At 46.9% G+C, this 17684-nt stretch carries 14 protein-coding genes; 7 read left to right on the top strand and 7 right to left on the bottom strand.

All coding sequences use genetic code 11. From position 1 onward, the window contains the following. The first annotated feature begins 196 nt into the window (after window positions 1-196). Entirely contained in the window at window positions 197-1675 is a 1479-nt protein-coding gene (gene mltF / locus V1467_RS12735) for a membrane-bound lytic murein transglycosylase MltF (protein WP_416305351.1), read from the top strand. 112 nt (window positions 1676-1787) lie between these two features. Here the strand turns inward: mltF and tadA are convergent, their stop codons facing one another. Further along, window positions 1788-2360 (bottom strand): tRNA adenosine(34) deaminase TadA, encoded by a 573-nt coding sequence (tadA, locus tag V1467_RS12740; RefSeq protein ID WP_416305352.1) that lies wholly within the window; start codon window positions 2358-2360, stop codon window positions 1788-1790. A 196-nt stretch (window positions 2361-2556) separates the two neighbouring features. Between tadA and V1467_RS12745 the strand changes: the two genes are divergently transcribed. Continuing rightward, on the top strand, window positions 2557-2772 hold the full coding sequence (locus V1467_RS12745) for a hypothetical protein (protein ID WP_416305353.1): 216 nt from the start codon (window positions 2557-2559) through the stop codon (window positions 2770-2772). A 300-nt stretch (window positions 2773-3072) separates the two neighbouring features. Continuing rightward, window positions 3073-4437 carry a hypothetical protein gene (locus V1467_RS12750; protein WP_416305354.1) on the top strand — a complete coding sequence of 455 codons (1365 nt, stop codon included), beginning with the start codon at window positions 3073-3075 and terminating at the stop codon, window positions 4435-4437. Window positions 4438-4591: 154 nt separating this feature from the next. Here V1467_RS12750 and guaA read toward each other — a convergent pair whose 3' ends face one another. Next, on the bottom strand, window positions 4592-6169 hold the full coding sequence (gene guaA / locus V1467_RS12755; RefSeq protein WP_416305355.1) for a glutamine-hydrolyzing GMP synthase: 1578 nt from the start codon (window positions 6167-6169) through the stop codon (window positions 4592-4594). Between the two features lie 69 nt (window positions 6170-6238). Next, window positions 6239-7708 (bottom strand): IMP dehydrogenase, encoded by a 1470-nt coding sequence (guaB, locus tag V1467_RS12760; RefSeq protein ID WP_416305356.1) that lies wholly within the window; start codon window positions 7706-7708, stop codon window positions 6239-6241. 142 nt (window positions 7709-7850) lie between these two features. On the opposite strand from guaB, the gene xseA reads away from it, so the two are divergent. The 4 genes from xseA to V1467_RS12780 all read left to right on the top strand — a co-directional run bounded on the left by xseA (window position 7851) and on the right by V1467_RS12780 (window position 12749). After that, complete coding sequence (gene xseA / locus V1467_RS12765; protein ID WP_416305357.1) at window positions 7851-9176, top strand: exodeoxyribonuclease VII large subunit; 1326 nt, start codon at window positions 7851-7853, stop codon at window positions 9174-9176. Window positions 9177-9412: 236 nt separating this feature from the next. After that, window positions 9413-11485, top strand: coding sequence for a M13 family metallopeptidase (locus V1467_RS12770; RefSeq protein ID WP_416305358.1), 2073 nt, complete (start codon window positions 9413-9415; stop codon window positions 11483-11485). Between the two features lie 85 nt (window positions 11486-11570). Next, the gene (locus V1467_RS12775; RefSeq protein ID WP_416305359.1) at window positions 11571-12017 is read left to right on the top strand and encodes a GNAT family N-acetyltransferase; all 447 of its coding nucleotides are present in this window, start codon (window positions 11571-11573) and stop codon (window positions 12015-12017) included. A gap of 165 nt (window positions 12018-12182) precedes the next feature. Beyond that, window positions 12183-12749, top strand: a complete 567-nt coding sequence (locus V1467_RS12780) for a sugar O-acetyltransferase (protein ID WP_416305360.1) — start codon at window positions 12183-12185, stop codon at window positions 12747-12749. A gap of 13 nt (window positions 12750-12762) precedes the next feature. On the opposite strand, the gene V1467_RS12785 is transcribed toward V1467_RS12780, so the two are convergent. From V1467_RS12785 to V1467_RS12800, 4 genes are read right to left on the bottom strand one after another with little or no spacing between them, the layout of a single operon-like run. Further along, on the bottom strand, window positions 12763-14517 hold the full coding sequence (locus V1467_RS12785; RefSeq protein ID WP_416305361.1) for a sugar phosphorylase: 1755 nt from the start codon (window positions 14515-14517) through the stop codon (window positions 12763-12765). 2 nt (window positions 14518-14519) lie between these two features. Then, window positions 14520-15743, bottom strand: coding sequence for a glycosyl transferase (locus tag V1467_RS12790; protein ID WP_416308702.1), 1224 nt, complete (start codon window positions 15741-15743; stop codon window positions 14520-14522). Beyond that, window positions 15743-16582 carry an HAD-IIB family hydrolase gene (locus tag V1467_RS12795; protein ID WP_416305362.1) on the bottom strand — a complete coding sequence of 280 codons (840 nt, stop codon included), beginning with the start codon at window positions 16580-16582 and terminating at the stop codon, window positions 15743-15745. The genes V1467_RS12790 and V1467_RS12795 overlap by 1 nt, the downstream gene beginning before the upstream one ends. Continuing rightward, the gene (locus V1467_RS12800; protein ID WP_416305363.1) at window positions 16575-17459 is read right to left on the bottom strand and encodes a kinase; all 885 of its coding nucleotides are present in this window, start codon (window positions 17457-17459) and stop codon (window positions 16575-16577) included. The genes V1467_RS12795 and V1467_RS12800 overlap by 8 nt, the downstream gene beginning before the upstream one ends. Window positions 17460-17684: the final 225 nt, after the last annotated feature.

Below are 17684 nucleotides of genomic sequence, written 5' to 3' on the forward strand. Positions count from 1 at the left end.
TTACCAAAAGTTAGATATCGGGAATAAATTTGCGCCGAATTATACACTTAAAGCAGGCCGAAGTGCCAGCTAAGGAGCACGCCAGATAGCTTAAACAAGCATTACCTGAATTAAACTTTATCCATAATAAATAGGCTGGAAGTTATTGGCTATTCACGTCACAATGGCGACCAATAAAAGCTGTAAAAGAGTAGTAATGGCAATAATAAAATACATCCCCTTGCAAGGATTGATTAGCAAAGCCCTGTTTATCTGCGCTTTGCCGTTGCTATTTTCCTGTCAGCCCAAAACCGAACCCAATGCCGTGCAAAAAATTCTGCAGCAAGGCGTGTTAAAAGTTGGCACCCGCTATGGTCAAACCACTTACTATCATGGCGCCGAAGGTCCACAAGGCTTCGAGTATGAACTGGTAGCAGGTTTTGCCGATTATCTGGGTGTGCAGTTAGAAATTTTTCCCTATTATAATCTGGATGAACTGTTCCCCAAGTTACAATCCCGCCACCTGGATTTGGTCGCGGCCAGTTTAGCCATCACGCCTAAGCGGGCTGAACATTTTCGCTTTGGTCCGGCTTACCAGCAAATCAGCCAGAAACTGGTGTTCAAGCAGGGTCAGCAATGGCCGAAAACAATTGATGAACTGGACGGCTCACTCAGTGTTGTGGCCAGTAGCAGTCATGCAGAAATATTGCAGCAACAACAGACTGAACACCCTGATTTACACTGGCAGGAGACCAACGAGAGCGACGAGGCTGAATTGTTGGAACAGGTGCTGGATGGGGAGCTGGATTACACCGTGGCGGACTCCAATATCCTGTCTGTTATCCGTCGACGTCATCCTGAACTCAGTATTGCTTTTACCCTGGGTGAAGAACAGCAAATTGCCTGGTTATTAAGCCAGAACATTGACGACTCGCTAATTGCCGCGATGATCGACTATTTTGGCCAAATCCAGTCGGATGGACGGCTAACCGCGCTGGAAGATAAATACTACGGCCACGTTCAGCAATTTAACTACGTGGATACCCGCATGTTTATCAGCGCCGTAGAGAAAACCCTGCCGCAGTACCGTGACTGGTTCGAACAATATTCAGGTAATTTGGACTGGCGTCTGTTAGCGGCGATGAGCTATCAGGAATCGCACTGGAATAAAAGAGCACGCTCCGCCACCGGCGTGCGAGGTCTGATGATGTTAACCTTAGCCACGGCTCAGGATCTGGGAATTAAATCCCGGCTCGATCCCAAACAGAGCATTCAAGGTGGCGCCAAATATGTGCAACACCTGATTGATCGTATTCCGCAACGTATCCAGGAACCTGATCGCACCTGGTTTGCTCTGGCGGCCTACAACGTGGGTTGGGGACATGTTGAAGACGCCCGGATCCTGACCGAAAAACAGGGCGGCAACCAGGATCTATGGGTCGACGTTAAACAACGGCTCCCCTTACTACGCCAGAAAAAATACTATAAGACCACTAAATACGGCTATGCACGTGGTAATGAAGCTACTGATTATGTCGCCAATATCCGTCGTTACTATGATACGCTAATGTGGCTGGAAGAGCAGCGTATGGCGGAACTGGAAGCCGAGAAAGAGCTGCAGCAAAGGCAAAATCTGGAACAAAAACAACTGCAGGATACGCAATCTGCTGACTTACAAGAAGCGACTGCTGATTAATTTATTTGACCGGAGATTTAGGTATTATGCTACGACGATTCAAATCAAATAATCATCGCCGACTGGCGTTAAAACGGGCGCATAAAAAAATCAATCTACGCCGTCAGTTTTTTCATAATCGTGAATTTTTTAGCCAATCTGAATCTTGCGACGCGCCGTCGCTATCGGCTCCTGACAAACCCTCTGATGATTGAGCCTGTTTAGCGGCTTTTTTCTCCGCCCGCCGCTGACGAAAAAAGGCAGATAATATTTCTCCACATTCTGCAGCCATTACGCCTCCGGTTACCTCCACCTGATGATTCAACTTGTCGTGTTGCAGTAAATTCATAATACTGCCTGCACTTCCGGTTTTAGGATCCTCGGCACCAAACACTAACCGCGAAATCCGGCTATGTACCAATAAGCCGGCGCACATAGAACAAGGCTCTAGCGTCACATAGAGCGTAGCATCCGGCATACGATAATTTTTCAATCTGTCACCGCCCTGGCGTATCGCCAGCATTTCCGCGTGCGCCGAAGGATCATGCTGCCCAATGGGTTGATTCCAGCCTTCACCGACAATCTGCCCATCTTTGATCAATACCGCCCCAACCGGGATCTCCCCTTGTTCAGCCGCTTTTCTGGCCAACTCAAGGGCATATTCCATCCAATGGCAGTCACTTGCAGCCTGTGCCGAGTCAGTCATATTTTTCCAACCTGGAATGATTAGTGTTGATTTATTGGTGAATTACACAAAATATTGGTAAAAATAACTACCTGACAATTTAACATTAACCGCACAGATATTGTATCTTATTGTTTTATAAAAACATTTAATATTGGTCGATAAATTGCTTATGTTGATTGCATAACTGAATTACGATTTTTAAAAAGGACATAAAATGAATTTAACTGCTATTGCCATCGTTGCCATTGTGTTTTTTGGTTTCGCCGAGATTATCAAACAATTTAAGAAGAAAAGCCCGCCAAGCAGCCAACCAAACGAGGGGCTTGAAAAGGAAATTAACGCCTTAAAAGAACGAATCGAAACATTGGAAAAAATCGTTACTGATGAAAACTATGATTTAAAAAAGCAGTTTGATTCACTTAAAGACTAACAATGTCCACTGTAAATAACTAAGGCGCTAGTAAGCGCCTTAACTTATCCTGCGGAGATGTTTTATCGCTTCCAATAGTTAACAAGACAGCAAGCACAAAGTTTATTTTGCGCACAGCGTACTATATAAAAATAATCCAACCATGATTTCAGCGTGCCGTCTACCTTGGCATTCCGGTCAATAAGCCAATCAACGGCGGAGCAGAATCACCATCGAACTCATACAGCATTTATAATTTACTTTCTTTACCACCGTCGTTACTCTTTAGTTTTCAGATCAGGCTTGCTAAGGAGAGGGATCGTGAAAAAAAATATCGGGATAAAGCCAACTATCGTTTTGATGGCATTTATCACCACACTGGCAAATGCACAGAACTGGTCACCCAGTCCTTACCCGCCCTATTGTCACGCAGACGCCAAAGAATATGGCAATCTTCCTTCAATCAGTATTGATCCGAACTACGATTCCCCGAACGAAGTCATCGTTAATTATCGCGCGTTAACCGATGAAGACGGGGAACAGCGTCAGGATTTGGGTCAGGCTGTCAATGCGCTGGGCAGTATGGTCAGCTACGCCAAGCAGTTAGAAATGGCGTATAACAAAGCGGCCTCGAACTATTGGGACCACTTTGATCATACCGGTCAATCCGATCCGGCGCTGGAACAAGAATACGGTTACTGGATCTGGCGACGTGGCCGATTTTCCGGTGAAGTTGCCGCAATAAAGGGTGTGGGTTATCAAACTGGGGCGGGCGCAGCCACTTTTATCGCCAATATATTGGGCGGAACCTTCGGCACACCATTTCAGGTTCACAGCCTTCAAGACGCGGTGAGGTATGACTATATCAAGTTTAGCCAGTGCACGCTAAAGCATGCACAAACTTTAGACGATGCCCTTAAATACGAAACTATTCTCGATGCCTATCCATACGAAGCGGAATATATTTATCATCACTTCGAGCGGATGGGAATTCGCGAACTCAAACCTGATGAAAAGCAAACACTGTTGTTCGCCATGCGCGAACGGCGTAAAACCAATATCGACGGGAATGGCCGACCCACTACGGGCCTATTTGCTGACAAGGAAGCTGTCCGCAAAGCGATTGCCAGCGCAGGCTCAGGTCGCACTCCGGGACATATTGCCTTTATCGAATTCCTCGAATTCGGCGTCAGTATGCTCAATAGTCGCCACCAGTCTACCGAACTTGGCGCACCAAAAAATGTTGACGGCAAACCAGGCGCCTGGGGCATGTCAGATGACAAATACAATCAGTTGTCGCGCGGCATGCTCTTCATCTATTTCCGCCATCCATCCAAAGCCTGGAATCAGGTTGAAAAAGAAATCTTTCCGAATGGGTATGTACAAGCCGCGACTTGCGCACCGTCCAGACTGACCGAAGCTGCCGACTTCCTGTACCAGAAAATCGGTTCGCTGATAGATGAAGCGGCAAAAGAGCAAACTCTGGATACCGCATTTTGTATTGAGCCACGCTCCCGTTTGCGAGGCCGTCGCCCACCTATGATGACATGGCAACAGGAAGCAAAAGCCTGCATGGGCCATGACGCCTGGCGACTGGCGATGATTGCTTGTGCAACGGGTCAACAGGTTGGAGCGGATCCCGATATCAACCAGGCACTACTTTACAAATATCCGGTTCGTCGTTAGCTATGGCATCACCTTTGTCGCCAAAATGAAAACTCTCTGCAGGCAAACAACGCTTTAACACTGACAGCAATGTCTGGAATAAAATCTATCGACAAGGTAGGTGATCATAGTCAGTTCACCTACCCCTTTGAAAATCAGTTCAACCTGATAAAACTTATTCCCACTCGATAGTTGCGGGCGGCTTACCGGAAATGTCGTAAACAACCCGGGAAATACCATCTATTTCATTGATAATACGATTCGATACCTTGCCCAAGAATTCATAAGGCAAATGTGCCCAGATAGCAGTCATAAAATCAATGGTTTCCACCGCCCGCAAACTGACCACCCAGTCATATTTGCGCGCATCGCCCATCACACCGACTGAGCGCACGGGCAGGAACACGGTAAAAGCCTGACTCACTTTATGATACAAGTCTGCCGCATGCAGTTCATCGATGAAAATCGCATCGGCACGGCGTAACAGGTCGCAATATTCTTTTTTCACTTCGCCCAATACCCGTACTCCAAGACCCGGTCCCGGGAACGGATGGCGATATAACATATCGTAAGGCAGTCCCAGTTCCAGACCTATTTTGCGCACTTCGTCTTTAAACAGTTCTCGCAGCGGTTCCACCAGCCCCATCATCATTTCTGCTGGCAAGCCTCCTACATTGTGGTGGGACTTGATAACATGCGCTTTGCCGGTCGCTGAACCGGCAGATTCAATCACGTCGGGATAAATGGTGCCCTGTGCCAGCCATTTGGCGTTGGCCAGTTTTTTTGATTCTTGATCGAAGACTTCAACAAATACCCGACCAATAATCTTGCGTTTGGCTTCCGGGTCGTTTTCACCGGCCAGCGCAGATAAAAAGCGCTCTTCAGCATCGACTTTAATGATGTTCAGGCCGAAATGATCGCCAAACATATCCATGACCTGCTGACCTTCATTCAGGCGCAACAAGCCGTTATCGACAAACACGCAGGTTAAATTTTTACCTATAGCCCGGTGCAACAGCATGGCGACAACAGATGAGTCTACACCACCAGACAGGCCCAGAATCACTTCGTCGTCGCCCACTTTCTTTTTAATCTGTTCTACCGCATCTTCGATGATCGACGCCGGTGTCCACAGTTTTTCACAACCACAGATATCCATCACAAAATGGGACAACATGCGCATCCCCTGACGGGTATGGGTGACCTCCGGATGGAACTGGATGCCATAAAAGCGTTTATCCAGATTAACCATCGCAGTATGCGGACAACTGCTGGTTCGCGCGATAGTGGTAAAACCTTCAGGGATCTCTATCACCTTGTCACCATGACTCATCCACACATCCAGCAAGGCATTACCATTTTCACCGATATGATCTTCAATATTTTCAAATAACGCGACAGGATCAGTGACTTCCACTTTGGCATAGCCGAACTCTCGTATATCCGAGCCTTGCACTTTACCGCCAAGTTGTTCTGCCATGGTTTGCATGCCGTAACAAATACCCAAAACAGGCACGCCAGCGTTAAACACATACTGGGGTGCGCGTGGTGAATTATTCTCGACAACCGATTCCGGACCACCAGAGAGCACAATACCGTCAGGGTTAAATTCACGAATCTGTTGTTCGGTCACATCCCACGCCCATAACTCGCAATAAACCCCAATTTCCCGAATGCGGCGCGCAATCAGCTGGGTATATTGAGATCCAAAATCAAGAATAAGTATGCGTTGAGCATGAATATTTGTGGTCATGTCAGTATCCAGATGAACTTAAAAATAAAAGGCTGGCATCGCGCCAGCCTCGTTTACAATAACCTGGTATTATCCCAGTCGGTAATTTGGTGCTTCTTTGGTAATAGTCACATCATGCACATGAGACTCGCCCATACCCGCTGCTGTCACTTTAACAAACACAGGTTTGGTATTCATTTCTTCAATAGTGGCACAACCGGTTAAGCCCATGGCTGAACGGATACCACCGACTTGCTGGTGAATAATATTGGCGATAGGGCCTTTGTAGGCGACGCGTCCTTCAATTCCTTCAGGCACCAGTTTTTCTGCATCATTGCTATCCTGGAAATAACGATCCGACGAGCCATGACTCTGATTCATCGCGCCCAGCGAGCCCATACCACGATAAGATTTATAGTAACGACCCTGATAGAGCTCCACCTCGCCTGGCGCTTCTTCGGTACCGGCCAGCATACTGCCTACCATCACGCAGCTGGCTCCCGCAGCCAGTGCTTTGGAAATATCACCGGAAAAACGGATGCCGCCATCGGCGATCACCGGAATATCACGATCTTTTAGCGCTTCTACCGCATCGGAAATCGCGGTAATTTGCGGGACACCACAGCCGGTTACAATACGGGTAGTACAGATTGATCCAGGACCGATCCCCACTTTAACCGCATCTACACCGGCATCGGCCAGGGCCAAAGCTCCTTCACCGGTGGCCACGTTACCGGCAATTAACTGGATATCCGGGAAGTTTTTACGTACCCATTTCACCCTGTCAATCACGCCTTGAGAGTGCCCGTGAGAAGTATCAACCAGTAATACATCAACACCGGCTTCCACTAACAGCTTGATGCGTTCATCAGTGCCCGCACCCACGCCTACTGCGGCGCCCACCCGCAAACGTCCCAACGCATCTTTACAGGCGTTAGGTTTGCTTTCGGCTTTTTTGAAATCTTTAACCGTGATTAGGCCTTTAAGCTTGAACTCATCGTCAACCACCAGAATCTTCTCGATGCGGTTTTCATGCATCAATTCCATCACCTGATCCGAAGGCGCACCTTCTTTGACCGTCACCAGATCCTTTTTATCTGTCATCACGGTGGTAACGGGTAAATCCTGCTTGCTCTCAAAGCGCAGATCCCGGCCGGTAACAATACCTACCAGGTCGTTATCTTTATTCACCACCGGGAAACCGGAATAACCAAGACGCTGACTTAAGGCGTTTACTTCACCAATAGTCGCTTCCGGATAAACCGTTACCGGGTCGGATACCACTCCGGTTTCGTATTTTTTTACCTGACGAACATGATCGGCCTGTTGTTGGGCTGTCATATTCTTGTGGATAAAGCCCATCCCGCCTTCCTGAGCTAAAGCAATCGCCAAACGAGCCTCTGTTACTGTATCCATTGCGGCGGACACCATGGGCAGATTCAATTCAACTTTGCGGGTAAGACGAGTTTTTAAATTGGCGGTATGGGGCAATATCGTTGAGTGACCGGGCACTAACAATACATCATCAAAAGTAAGGGCTTCTTTAGCGATCCGTAACATGCAACGACACCTCTGTATGGGGAATTTGTTGCGGCGGGATTGTAGCGGGTTTAGCTATTCAGGTAAACTTAAAATCATCGTAATCGGATGATTATTCATATTTCTGATCAATAACTGGACACTTAGGCGGACAATCGACTCAATGGCTTCCTCTCAGCAAAATATTTTTACCATCAGCAAGCTCAATCGACTGGCCCGCACTATTCTGGAAAGTGAAATCGGTACCATCTGGGTATCGGCTGAAATTTCCAATTTTGTCAAAGCCAGTTCCGGCCACTGGTACTTCACCTTAAAAGACAATAAGGCACAAATTCGCGCCGCCATGTTCAAGGGTAACAACCGCTTTATTAAAACACTCCCCAAGGAAGGCGAACAGGTACTGGTACGCGCCAATATCAGCCTGTATGAGCCACGCGGTGATTATCAATTAATTATCGAGCAAATGGAGCTAGGAGGAGAAGGCCAATTAAAGCAGCAATTTGAACAATTAAAAAATCAGTTGGCTGCCGAGGGCCTGTTTGCCCAGCAATATAAGCAGCCACTACCCGAAGTAATAAAACGGGTTGGCGTGATTACCTCGTCTTCAGGCGCCGCGCTGCACGATATTCTGACCGTATTAAAACGCCGTAGTCCAATGACCGAGGTGATAGTTTATCCCAGTCAGGTACAGGGCGAAGCCGCCACCCAACAAATTATTCAGGCAATTGAAACTGCCAACCAGCGCCAGGAAGTGGATGTTTTGCTCGTAGGTCGCGGTGGTGGTTCACTGGAAGATTTATGGTGCTTTAATCAAGAATCCCTGGCACGGGCAATTTTTGCTTCACGTTTACCGGTGATCAGTGCTGTTGGTCACGAAGTTGATGTCACTATTGCCGATTTTGTTGCTGATTTAAGAGCAGCCACTCCTTCGGCCGCCGCTGAATTAGTTAGCCAGGACCAACAACACCTGCAGCAACAAATCGATCAAAAGTTGACTCGTCTGTTCCAGAATTTACAGCAACAAATGCGAGGCAAGCAGCATCAACTGTCAATATTGAATCATAATCTGCAACGCTTTCATCCCAGTAACCGGTTAAAACAACAGGCCCAGCAAGTCGATCATTTGCAACTGAGTCTGGTTAATTTGATGGATAAAATACTGCATCGTAAATCGGTAAACTGTCAGCAACGTATTAACCAGTTAAGCCAATGCTCGCCAGTACATAATATTGTCTTGGCACAACGCCAGTTGACAAGTGTCAGGCATCAGCTGGACAGCAATATGCGCCTGTTATTTCAACATAAAAAGCAGGCATTGGCCGAATCCAGTCATTTGCTTAATACACTAAGCCCATTAACCACCTTAGCACGCGGATACAGTATCAGTTTAAGCGACAATAAAGTGGTTAAAAGCCACAATGAGCTCAATAGCGGAGATAAACTGACAACTAGATTTGTCGATGGTGAAGTGACTAGTACCGTTGATTAATATTTTTTAGTTTGTTAGCCGATGTCGGTCGATCAATCTGGATGCCCCTGGCAGCCAGTTTTATACCCAGTCGCCATTATTATCTTCACCTGTTTGTCATGCCGACGTCATTCGCTTAATATCTAATCTATAGGCTGAAAAATCAGCAGCACAAACTAAGAAATTTAGCGGAACCCGGCAAGCCATTTCTTGCTATTTTGCGCAGTTTTCAAATCATCCTGGATAAGTAGCGATTGATGAATATACGTAATGCCGGAATTATATTAGCCCTATTTGCCAGTTTGACGGTGGGTGTAACACAGGCTCAACAATCCCCTGTTCCTCAAGCCGTTAACAAATCAGTTGCTGGCAAAACCATGCCATCCGGGGTTGATTTAACCGCCATTGATCCTGATACCCGCCCACAGGATGACTTTTACCAGTTTGCCAACGGAACATGGCTCAACAAGACAAACGTTCCCGCCACCAGTTCCGGCTATACCATCTACAATGAAGTTTACGATCAGGCGGAAAAGACCCTGCGCAATATTATCGAGGTGGCGGCAAAATCAGCCAGCCAACCCGGCTCTGAAGCACAAAAGGTGGGTGATTTATTTACCTCATGGATGAATAAAAGCGCGATTGAAGAAAAAGGCTTAACCCCGTTAACGCAAGAGATCAGTCGTATCAACAAAATCACCAACCGCGCCGAACTTGTCGCCCTATGGGCGGATTTTATTCGTAAGCGTATAGACGCACCAATCGGATTCTATATTCACCTGAATTTGAAAAAAGCCACAGAGTACGCAGTTTACTTTAGCCAGGACGGCCTGACCCTGCCTGATCGCGAATACTATTTGAACCAGAACAACCCGAATTTTGTTGCAGTGCGTCAAGCCCTACCCGAATTTATCCGCACCATGATTGCTTTTGTCGATCCGTCCATCAGTATTGAACGTGCTACCGCGGTGTATCAGTTAGAATATCTGATGGCGATACACCATTGGACAAGGGTCGAAAATCGCAATAATGAAAAAACCTACAACTTGTATAACGTCGATCAGCTTAACCAGTTAGGTAGCAATATAGACTGGATGCTGCTTATTCAGGAATTGGGCTTAACTAAAGTCGACCAGGTGATTATTTCCCAGCCCAGTTATTTTCAGGCGATTGACACCCTGATTGGCAACGTTGATATAACTATCTGGAAAGACTACCTGACTTACAATCTTATTCGCAGCTATGCCAACCACCTTCCCCAGGCCATTGACGACGCCAACTTCAACTTTATGAGCACAAGGTTATCCGGACAGACCCAACAGCAACCTCGCTGGAAACGCGGTATCGCGATAGTCAACTCGGCACTGGGTGAAGTGGTTGGCAAGCTCTATGTGGAGCAACGTTTTCCGGCAGCCGCCAAACAAAAAATGACTCAGCTGGTGAATAATATAGTGGCGGTATTCTACACCAGTATCGATCAGCTCGAGTGGATGAGTGATGAAACCAAAGTGGCGGCCAAACTCAAATTGGCAAAGTTAAACAGTAAAATTGGCTATCCCGATCATTGGCGTGATTACTCAGATCTGACCATAGTAAAAGGTGACCATCTGGGTAATATCAAACGTAGTCGCGAATTTGATTACAACCGGGATATCAACAAGTTAGGTAACCCTATCGATCGGAATGAATGGTTTATGACCCCCCAAACCGTCAACGCCTATTATGATCCCGCCCAGAATGAAATCGTGTTTCCGGCTGCGCGCTTGCAACCACCCCTATTCCAGCCCAACGCTGACGACGCGGTTAACTATGGTGCTATAGGCTCAGTGATCGGCCATGAAATCAGTCACGCCTTTGATGACGCGGGTAGCCAGTACGATGGTAACGGTAATTTGCGCAACTGGTGGACAGCGGAAGACAGAGAAGCATTCGAGCAACGCGCGGCAAAACTGGTCGAACAATACAATCAATATTCGCCTATTGAAGGCATGCACATTAACGGCGAACTGACGCTGGGCGAGAATATTGGTGATTTATCCGGCGTCACCATCGCCTATCAGGCCTATTTGCGCAGCCTGAACAATCAGTTGCCACCCGTTATTGACGGGTTTACTGGCCCACAGCGATTTTTTCTGGGCTATGCGATGTCTCGCCGGGGTAAATACAAGAGAGAATCTGCCATTAGCCAGCTAACATCGGATCCTCATTCCCCGCTGAAATATCGGGTTAACGGTATATACAGCAATATTCCGGAATTTTATTTAACCTTCGGCGTAAAACAAGGTGACGGTATGTGGATAGCGCCAGAAAACCGAGTCAAAATCTGGTAACAGAAAAATTTCTATATATTTCAATAGACCCCCAATATAATCCGCTCGCGGCTGCACATGTCAATCATCAAATAGCGAGAACATTATGATAATAGAAAATGTGCTTCCCGAAGATTATGCAGAACTGCTTAATGTTTGGGAAAACTCAGTCCGGGCAACTCATAACTTTATTAGTGATGCGGATATTACGTTTTTTAAACCCATTATTATCACCCAGGCCTTTCCTGCTGTAACCTTAGCCTGTACTAGGGATGAGCGGGAAAATATTCTGGGGTTTGTTGGTATCGATAAACAAAAAGTAGAAATGCTGTTTGTACTCGATCAGGCCAGAGGTACGGGAGTAGGTAAAGCATTACTCCAATACGCTTTGACCCTATACAAGGTAAACAGCGTCGACGTTAATGAGCAAAATCCCCAAGCCGTTGGTTTTTATCAACATATGGGATTTAACATTGTGTCGCGTTCAGATACCGATGGGATGGGTAAACCTTTTCCAATTCTGCATATGAAGTTGTCATTCCCGGTTCCTTGAAGCCCTATTGATAGAAGAAGTGTTTAAGGCTAATAACCTTAAACACTTCCGTATCATTTCTCTTTCCCATTTACCCCAAGGGCGTCAACTTTTGCAGTAGCTTAGCAGTTTAAGACAACCTATCATCAAGCCTGAATAAATCGACAAGATCTGGGAAGAAAAAATATGAGCGAGAAAGACAAAATGCTGGCTGGTTTACCTTACGATGCCTGGAATACCGAATTGTTTAATGACCGGATGCGCGCAAAATCTCTATGCCATCAATTTAATCAGGCTGATCCGGTTAAAACCACTAACAGAATGGCTTTACTTACCGATTTATTGCATTGCAAAGGTAGCGTTCATATCGAACCCAATTTCTTTTGTGACTATGGCTATAATATCGAGGTTGGCGAGCAGTTTTATGCCAATCATAACCTGGTTATCCTGGATGTATGCAAAGTCACTATTGGTGATAACGTGATGTTTGGGCCCAATGTGATGATCTCCACCGCCACCCATCCAATCGACCCGATTGAGCGCCAAAAAACTGAATACGGCGCACCAATTACACTGGGCAATAACGTCTGGATTGGTGGCAATGTCTCAATCTTGCCGGGCGTAACGATTGGCCATAATTGCGTGATTGGCGCGGGAAGCGTGGTTAACAAGGATATACCCGACAACAGTGTTGCGGTGGGTAATCCTTGCAAGGTAGTAAAAACAATATCCTCATCCTCGCCAGCGAGATAGCCTGGCGAATCTGCTACTGCCTTTTATTAGTGATCCACAAGGTCTGATAGGGCTGCATATCCAGCTCCATCATTGAATCATTAAACTCCAGTCCGCTGATTAAATCGACCCAGTGATCGGTACCAATCAGGTTAACATCCGACAACCTGAGCAATTGCGGCGTATCGGCAATATTGCTAATACAAAAGATACTCTGGCGCCGATCAATACTTTGCCGCCAATAACCGAATAACTTGTCACCTAACTGCAAGGTAAACTGTATGGCATTGGGGTGAAATGCCGGTTGGTTAACACGTAATTGCAATAGTGTCGATAAACGCTGATGAGCCTTATGATGTTGACTATGGGGTGAATCCAGCGCCTCATCAAGTAAGGCATAATCCCAGCGATGACGATTGATCGAACGGTTCTGGTTGGTATTGTTCACCCGTTCCAGATCGTTACCGGTGCCTAGCAAACTGTGAATATACAAGCCGGGAATGCCTTCCAGTCCAAACATAATGGCATGAGCACAGACAAAACGGTCCAGTCCCCATTTATCGGTGCCTTTAACCGTTCCTTGTAGCGCATCAAACAGGGTGATATTAATTTCATACGGCTTTTGCTGGCCGTTGTCTGCCACCCGCCAGGATACCCTGCCACCAAACTGCTGCATGGTGGTCAATAAAGTGTTGAGCTCCAGTTCATCCAGCAATCCTTCGGCAGGCCGCAAACCAATCCCGTCGTGGGAGGCAATAAAATTAAAGTAGGTGGTGCCATTCTGGGCTGGCGGCATGCTCATCATCCAGTTTTTCAGATAGCGGCAGTCGCCGGTAATCAGGGTATTCAATAACAGCGGGGGTAAGGAAAAATTGTAAATCGAATGCGCTTCATTGGCGTTGCCAAAATAAGCCAGGTTTTCACGATTGGGAATATTGGTTTCGGTAATAATCACCGCATCAGGTTGAGCATGTTCAATCAGGACTCGCAGCAAACGCACCACTTCATGGGTTTGTTCAAGATTAATGCAGGCCGTACCGGGCTGCTTCCATAAAAATGCCACGGCATCGAGGCGAAACAGGCGCACGCCGTTATCCAGATACTGGCGAATGATCGACACAAAGGTCAGTAATACTTCAGGATTACGAAAATCAAAATCGACCTGATCGTGGCTAAAGGTGCACCACACATGCTGTAAACCTTTAGCCGTAGGCGTTTCGCGCAGCAACCCTGAGGTTCTGGGTCTGACCACAGCGGATAAATCATCATCTGGCGACGCAGTATAGAAAAAGTCACTGCCCTGCCCTTCACCTTTAATAAAGTTATCAAACCATGCGCTACGCGACGAACAATGATTGATCACCAAATCCGACATCAGCCGATAATCGGCAGCAATATCGCGAATATGCTGCCAACTGCCCAAAGCTTCATTGACGCTGGAGTAATCGATCACCGAAAAACCGTCATCCGAGCTATAAGGAAAAAACGGTAAAATATGCACACTGTTGATCACCGATTTACAACGCTCATTCATGAAACGGTGTAGCGTTTGTAACGGTTTTTCGCCTGGCTGTTCGATACTGTCACCGTAGGTTATCAGCACCACATCCTGCTGATTCCAGTGATTCTGGTGCGGTACAATAGGCCTTAGCACTTCGGGATTACCTAACCCCATTTCGGTAATCAGTTTGGTTCCGATATGCTCGAGCGATTCGGCTGTTTCGACCCCGGCATAAATCACCGATAAATGATGCAATACGCTTTCCTGTAACTGAACATACGGCTCCATCACTACCCCTTATATTGTTGGTAATCCAGTTCAACGGCTTCTTTGAGCCGTTCAAGTACTTCCGGCATGGCGCTGACAACACGGTTCCAGCTGGGTATAAAAGGACGCTCCATCGGGTTTTCCAGAAAACTCTGTCCGGCACTCATAATATTACGGGCAAACATCTCCACCGCTTTCTCTTCGTTATGAATATCCAGTTTCAGCCCATTCATCAGCGCGTCGTTATGGTAGGTTTCGACAAAATCCAGTGCAATGCGAAAATAGGTGGCTTTAAGTGAACGGAAAGTTTCACTGTTAAAAGTTTGTCCCTGAGTGGCCAGTTTGCGCAATAACGCCTTGGTAATATCGATCGACATCTTGGATAAACCGGCTTGCTGATCATTTAACGATAAATCCTGATGCTTGTGGTCATAGGTTTTGGCAATATCCACCTGACACAGGCGATTGCTGGCATAGTTTCGGTACATTTCGGACAATACGCCGATTTCCAGTCCCCAATCGCTGGGAATGCGAATATCGTTTAGCACGTCCCGGCGAAATGAAAACTCTCCCGCCAACGGATAACGAAAACTGTCCATAAACTCCAGATAAGGACTATGCCCCACAATAGACTTAAGTGCTCTTAACAATGGCGTGACCAGCAAACGGGACACCCGACCATTCATCTTGCTATCGGCCACCCGGGCGTAAAAGCCCTTGCAAAACTCATAGTTAAAATTGGGATGTGCCACCGGATAAATTAACCGGGCTAACAATTCCCGATCGTAAGTCAGAATATCGCAATCATGCAGCGCAACCGACTCGGCTTTGCCCGAGGCCAGAATATAGCCCATGCAATACCAGACATTACGGCCTTTACCCAGTTCTCGGGGTGCCAGTTCCAGATCGGCCAACTCGGCATCCAGCGCTTTAAGACGCGGCCCATCATTCCACAGGATCCGGTGCTCCTGCGGAAATTTGTCAAAAAATTTCAGGGCATGCCGGTATTGCTCTTCACTGGCTCTATCCAGCCCCACCACAATCTGGGATAAATAAGGAACTTCACTAATGTGGTCAACAATATTGGGCAACGCCTCGCCTTCCAGTTCAGAAAACAACGAAGGCAGGATCAATGCCATCGGACGCTTTTCGGCAAACTGGACGAGTTCCTTCTCCAGTTCTTCGACTGGCCTGTCGGCCAGATTATGCAAGGTGGTCACCACCCCGTTTTGATAAAAATCTGCCATCATTTGCTCCTAAAATATTGCTGCATAATAATTTCAATACACTCACTCCAGCCTTCAGGGCCAGGTAAGGTGCTGGTAAACAGGTTCTGTATGCGGTTTAACTCGGGAAGTGGCTGCACCGGTGACAGGATCCGGACCGCGATACTGGCCATCTCCAGCATCGCCACATCGTTTTGACTGTCACCAATAGCAATCGATTTATATTGATCATTGGCATCACCTTGGCGGCTAAATTCGTCAACCAGCCATTGCATGGCAATACCCTTACTACACTCGCCAGACACATGAATAAAGCGTCCACCTTGCAAGGGATCTGCACCTAATTGTATTAACGCGTCGATAAATTGCTGCCGTTGCTGACCGTCCCCCTGCCATAACACCGGCTCGCTAAAGTGCCGATCGGCAGCAAGTTCTGCCTGTTGGAAAGATAATCCTGTGGTATCGCAAATTCGTTGCACCGTCATAGTGGCAAAATGTTCAAACAATCCCTTGAAGTCATTTTTGACTTTGGCCAACAGCGTTAGCCAATGCTGACGATCTTTGCTAAAAGTTTTAACCCAGTATTCCCGGTAGGGTTGGGTATTGTCCGGTTGCTGCGCGAAATAGCCTTTGGGAATAAATACCGCCGCACCGTTTTCGACAATAAAGGGCGCATCCAGTGCCAGTTCCTGATGCAGCTCCTCCAGTTCAGCCGCCGTTTTACTGGTATTGGGAATGACCGGAATATTAAGTTGGTGCAGTTTGGCTAAAGTCTGGTCTGCCGCACTGTGACTGTAGGTATCGTGATCCAGTAACGAACCGTCCAGATCGGTAAAAATAACATAACGGTTTTCAAGCATAGGTTTCCTTGGTATTAATCGCCACAATCTGACGGTTCTTGTCCAGTTTAAACACTTGATCACAGCGCTGAGGCAAGGTTTCCAGCGCATGCTCGGTCAAGCGTTGATAATGCTGAATAAAATCACAAATCTGCCGGGTACTCATAATATGGGTATGGGCTGACGCATCGGTGCTGGCCGCCAGTTTTTTCTCTTGTTCCAGCCGCCACTGAAAAACATGGTCGAAACTGGGTGCCTGCAACATCAACCAGTAATCCATGGTCTCGTACAATGGCTGGTAATGCGCCTCAAGCTGCTGGTTGACATAATTACGCCATAAACGCCGTTCATCCTGTTCTGATTCCAGACTATTTACCGAGCGTTCAAGTTCGCTGGTTGATTGAGCAGTCACTCCCCAGCACCAACCTTCAAAAATAACGATATCCACCGGTGTTGTAACCACCGGCCAATAGACTGAGGACAACGGATTATCTATTGCCTTACTAAAACGGGGAATCGACACTTCGCTATGAGCTTCGGCCATCTGGTGTAATAAAATCCCCACCAACTTGATATCGTGAGTGCCAGGTACACCACGGGTTTGCAATAACGGGTGCACTTTCATGGCCAGCTCGGCTCGCTGGTTGCGACTTAAATAGAAATCATCCAGCGACAGTACCACCACATTTAAACCATGCTTGGTGGTTAAATATTCACGAACAAAGTCCGCCAGGGTAGATTTGCCCGATCCCTGACAGCCATTCAAACCCACATAAAAAGGTCGTTTTGCACCTTCATGGTGCACAAGCAGTTGTTCCGCCAAAGGGATATACCACTGCCTGGCTGTATCAGTAAAATCATCATTTAGCCTGTGTTTAGTGATAAATTCTGCAAGCATTTCGGGGGTTCTCCGCTAATTTAAAGGGCATTTATTGTTATTGTGTAATGACACTTACAACATCTATGCCAGCCCCTTAACTGTAGAAGATAAAAATCGTTGCGACAGAGTGGTCTGCAACATTCAACTGGTTTGATTACCGCTATACTCTCCCAATGGGGTGAATCAGACTATGCGGGTCAGACCGGAGAATAAGCGGGAAAATGTGAGATAAGCCAGCAACGA

Origin of the sequence: Neptunicella plasticusilytica (genome assembly GCF_047922965.1) — a bacterium.
Lineage (GTDB): Bacteria > Pseudomonadota > Gammaproteobacteria > Enterobacterales > Alteromonadaceae > Neptunicella > Neptunicella plasticusilytica.

Coding starts and splice junctions, on each gene's coding strand:
- guaB (WP_416305356.1), bottom strand. CDS start 7,708: ATGTTACGGATCGCTAAAGAAGCCCTTACTTTTGATGATGTATTGTTA.
- mltF (WP_416305351.1), top strand. CDS start 197: ATGGCAATAATAAAATACATCCCCTTGCAAGGATTGATTAGCAAAGCC.
- V1467_RS12770 (WP_416305358.1), top strand. CDS start 9,413: ATGAATATACGTAATGCCGGAATTATATTAGCCCTATTTGCCAGTTTG.
- V1467_RS12745 (WP_416305353.1), top strand. CDS start 2,557: ATGAATTTAACTGCTATTGCCATCGTTGCCATTGTGTTTTTTGGTTTC.
- tadA (WP_416305352.1), bottom strand. CDS start 2,360: ATGACTGACTCGGCACAGGCTGCAAGTGACTGCCATTGGATGGAATAT.
- guaA (WP_416305355.1), bottom strand. CDS start 6,169: ATGACCACAAATATTCATGCTCAACGCATACTTATTCTTGATTTTGGA.
- V1467_RS12790 (WP_416308702.1), bottom strand. CDS start 15,743: ATGGCAGATTTTTATCAAAACGGGGTGGTGACCACCTTGCATAATCTG.
- V1467_RS12795 (WP_416305362.1), bottom strand. CDS start 16,582: ATGCTTGAAAACCGTTATGTTATTTTTACCGATCTGGACGGTTCGTTA.
- V1467_RS12785 (WP_416305361.1), bottom strand. CDS start 14,517: ATGGAGCCGTATGTTCAGTTACAGGAAAGCGTATTGCATCATTTATCG.
- xseA (WP_416305357.1), top strand. CDS start 7,851: ATGGCTTCCTCTCAGCAAAATATTTTTACCATCAGCAAGCTCAATCGA.
- V1467_RS12800 (WP_416305363.1), bottom strand. CDS start 17,459: ATGCTTGCAGAATTTATCACTAAACACAGGCTAAATGATGATTTTACT.
- V1467_RS12775 (WP_416305359.1), top strand. CDS start 11,571: ATGATAATAGAAAATGTGCTTCCCGAAGATTATGCAGAACTGCTTAAT.
- V1467_RS12780 (WP_416305360.1), top strand. CDS start 12,183: ATGAGCGAGAAAGACAAAATGCTGGCTGGTTTACCTTACGATGCCTGG.